Origin of the sequence: Bradyrhizobium sp. 134, assembly GCF_023074155.1 — a bacterium.
Taxonomy (GTDB): domain Bacteria; phylum Pseudomonadota; class Alphaproteobacteria; order Rhizobiales; family Xanthobacteraceae; genus Bradyrhizobium.
The window spans coordinates 1-2,627 of record NZ_JADPKX010000061.1 but is presented as its reverse complement, the minus strand read 5'-3'; the positions used below and the strand labels follow the sequence as shown (position 1 = coordinate 2,627).

Here is a 2,627-nt window from a genome sequence, read left to right as displayed (position 1 = left end):
TGCGGATTCCGGGGATTGCGGCCAGAGATTCCGATTGAACGCGACCATGCATTCCGATCGAAGGCGGCCACCTGTTCCGACGAAGGCGGCCGGGGTGTCGTTGCCGGCATGAGGAGTTGGGTCAGGTTTTCTTCGCGGCGTCAAGATTGGCGCGTTGGGCAGTTATTTTCCGCATGCTGTCTCCTTTGAGGATGAGGCGGTGAGCGTTGTGGACGAGGCGGTCGAGGACGGCGTCGGCGATGGTCGGGTCGGCGATGATCTCATGCCAATTTTCGATCGGTACCTGGCTGGTGATGATGGTCGATCCGCGCTGGTGACGATCGTCGACGACTTCGAGGAGATCGCGACGCTGCTCGCCGGTAATCGGAGCGAGGCCCCAGTCGTCGAGGATGAGCAAATCGACCCTCGATAACGTCTTGAGGAGCCGCGCATAGCGTCCGTCGCCGCGGGCGAGCGCAAGAGCTTCGAACAGCCTTGGCAGGCGATGGTATAAGACCGATCGATTATCGCGGCATGCCTTGTGACCGAGCGCGCAGGCGATCCAGCTCTTGCCGACGCCGGTCGGCCCGGTGATGAGCAAATTTTGCTTGCGGCCGATCCAATCGCCATCGACGAGCTTGGCAAAGAAGGCGCGGTCGATGCCGCGCGGAGCGCGCAGATCGACATCTTCGACGATTGCGGCCTGCCGTAGCGAGGCAAACTTCAGGCGTACGATGAGCCTTTTGTTCTCTCGCTCAGTTGCTTCGCGATCGATCATCAGGCCGAGGCGCTGCTCGAAGGTCAGCGCGGTGACGTCCGGTTGGCGTTGCTGATCATCGAAGGCCTTCGCCATTCCGGCGAGCCCGAGAGCGGCGAGACGTTCGTGGGTATGATTGCTGAGCATAATGCCTCCTTGTTGCTGGTCAGTGGTAGTAGCCGCGGCCACGGATGTTACCGTGCTGGATGGGATCGGCGTCGGGGGTGGTGTCGGGAAGGAAGGACTTGTCCAGGCCGGTCTTGAGGATCGAGGCAATCGACCGATAGCTCGCTGAGCCGATGCTGATCCCGCGGCGGCAAGCGGCTTCGAGACGTTGCGTCCCATAGGTCTTTTCCAACCGCAGGATGCCGAGACAGGATCGGAAGCCCTGCTCGGGATGCGGCTTTGTCCGCATGATCGCCTCGCACAGCGCGATTGTGGACGGACCGACTTTCTCAGCGGCGGCCAGCAGACGCGCCGGCGTCCAGAAGGCGTATCGGCGATGCGCGCTCGGCATGTGCTCGGGGATCGTGGTGTGGCGGCGCTTCACCCCCGAGCGTGCATGGCTGGCGATGCGGGTGCCGCGATGGAACACCTCGATGGTGGCTTCGGTGGCCCGAACCTCGACAACCTGGCGGATCATGCGGGATGGCACCGAGTAGAAGTGTCCCTGAACTTCGACATGGTAATCCGGCGCCACACGGGCACGACGCCATTCGGCGTACTGATAGGCCTCGGCCGGCAGCGGCATCAGGGCCGGACGATCGATGGTGTCGAAGAACTCGCGGCGGCTGGCACCGAGCTTGCGCATCAGGCGGGCGTTGAGTTGGTCGACCAGGATGCGGATCGCAACATTCAACTCGGCGAGCGAGAAGAAGCGCCGGTTGCGCAGCCGCGCCAAAATCCATCGCTGGACGATAAGAACCGCCGCCTCCACCTTGGCCTTGTCGCGCGGCTTGCGGGGCCGCGCCGGCATAATGGTGGTGCCGTAATGGGCGGCAAGATCTTGGTAGGTCCGGTTGACGCCTGGCTCGTAGCGGCTCACCACCGTCACCCCGGCCTTCAGATTGTCGCAGACGAGCGCCTTCGGCACCCCGCCCAGGAAGGTGAGCGCATCCACATGGGCGCCGATCCAGTCGGGCAGCGCCTCGCTGAACCGGGCTTGGGCAAAGGTGTAATTCGACGCTCCCATGACCGCGACGAAGATCTTGGCGGCGCGCACCTCCCCGGTGAGCCCGTCGAACACCGGCATGGTATCGCCGGCGAAGTCCACGAACAGCTTTTCGCCGGCCGCGTGGGTCTGCCGCATGGTCGCCGTGATGCCGTGGCGCCATTCGACGTAGAGGTCGCAGAACCGGCTGTAGCCGTAGCCGTCGGGATGATGGGCGCGGTATTCCTCCCACAGCAGTGCCAGCGTTACGCTGCGGCGGCGCAACTCGGCATGGACATGCCCCCAATCCGGAAGCGGCTTCGATCGTGGCGGGTTGTAGCCGGCTGGCGCAAACAGCTTGCGCTCCAGGGCTGTGTCGTCGAGCTCCTCCGGGATCGGCCAGGTGATGCCGATCACCGCGGCCCGGCGGACATACTCCGCGATCGCCGTGCGACCGATCCCGACCGATCGGGAGATCACCCGATCGCTCACCCCACAGGCATACTTCAGGCGTAGAACTTCTCGAATCTTCCGCATCGGCAATCTCTCGGCGGGCATCGGACCTCCCATTGCGTCAACCGCAAAAGGAGGGACCTTGCCCCGTTCAGATTGCCGACAACGCCCCCCGTCTCACCCTATCAACAGGGTGGCCGCATTCGTTCGGATCGGGTGGCCGCTTTCGATCGGAATCGGTGGCCGCCTTCCGTCGGAATCGGTGGCCGCTTTGCCCCGGATTCCGCA

The 2,627-nt window shown here is 63.9% G+C and carries 2 protein-coding genes; both read right to left on the bottom strand.

Translation table 11 applies throughout. The annotated features are described in order from the left end of the window. Window positions 1-121 precede the first annotated feature (121 nt). Complete coding sequence (gene istB, locus IVA75_RS24765) at window positions 122-883, bottom strand: IS21-like element helper ATPase IstB (RefSeq protein ID WP_027515747.1); 762 nt, start codon at window positions 881-883, stop codon at window positions 122-124. 19 nt (window positions 884-902) lie between these two features. Beyond that, the gene (istA, locus tag IVA75_RS24760) at window positions 903-2,444 is read right to left on the bottom strand and encodes an IS21 family transposase (protein WP_247290874.1); all 1,542 of its coding nucleotides are present in this window, start codon (window positions 2,442-2,444) and stop codon (window positions 903-905) included. Window positions 2,445-2,627: the final 183 nt, after the last annotated feature.

Coding starts and splice junctions, on each gene's coding strand:
- istB (WP_027515747.1), bottom strand. CDS start 883: ATGCTCAGCAATCATACCCACGAACGTCTCGCCGCTCTCGGGCTCGCC.
- istA (WP_247290874.1), bottom strand. CDS start 2,444: ATGCCCGCCGAGAGATTGCCGATGCGGAAGATTCGAGAAGTTCTACGC.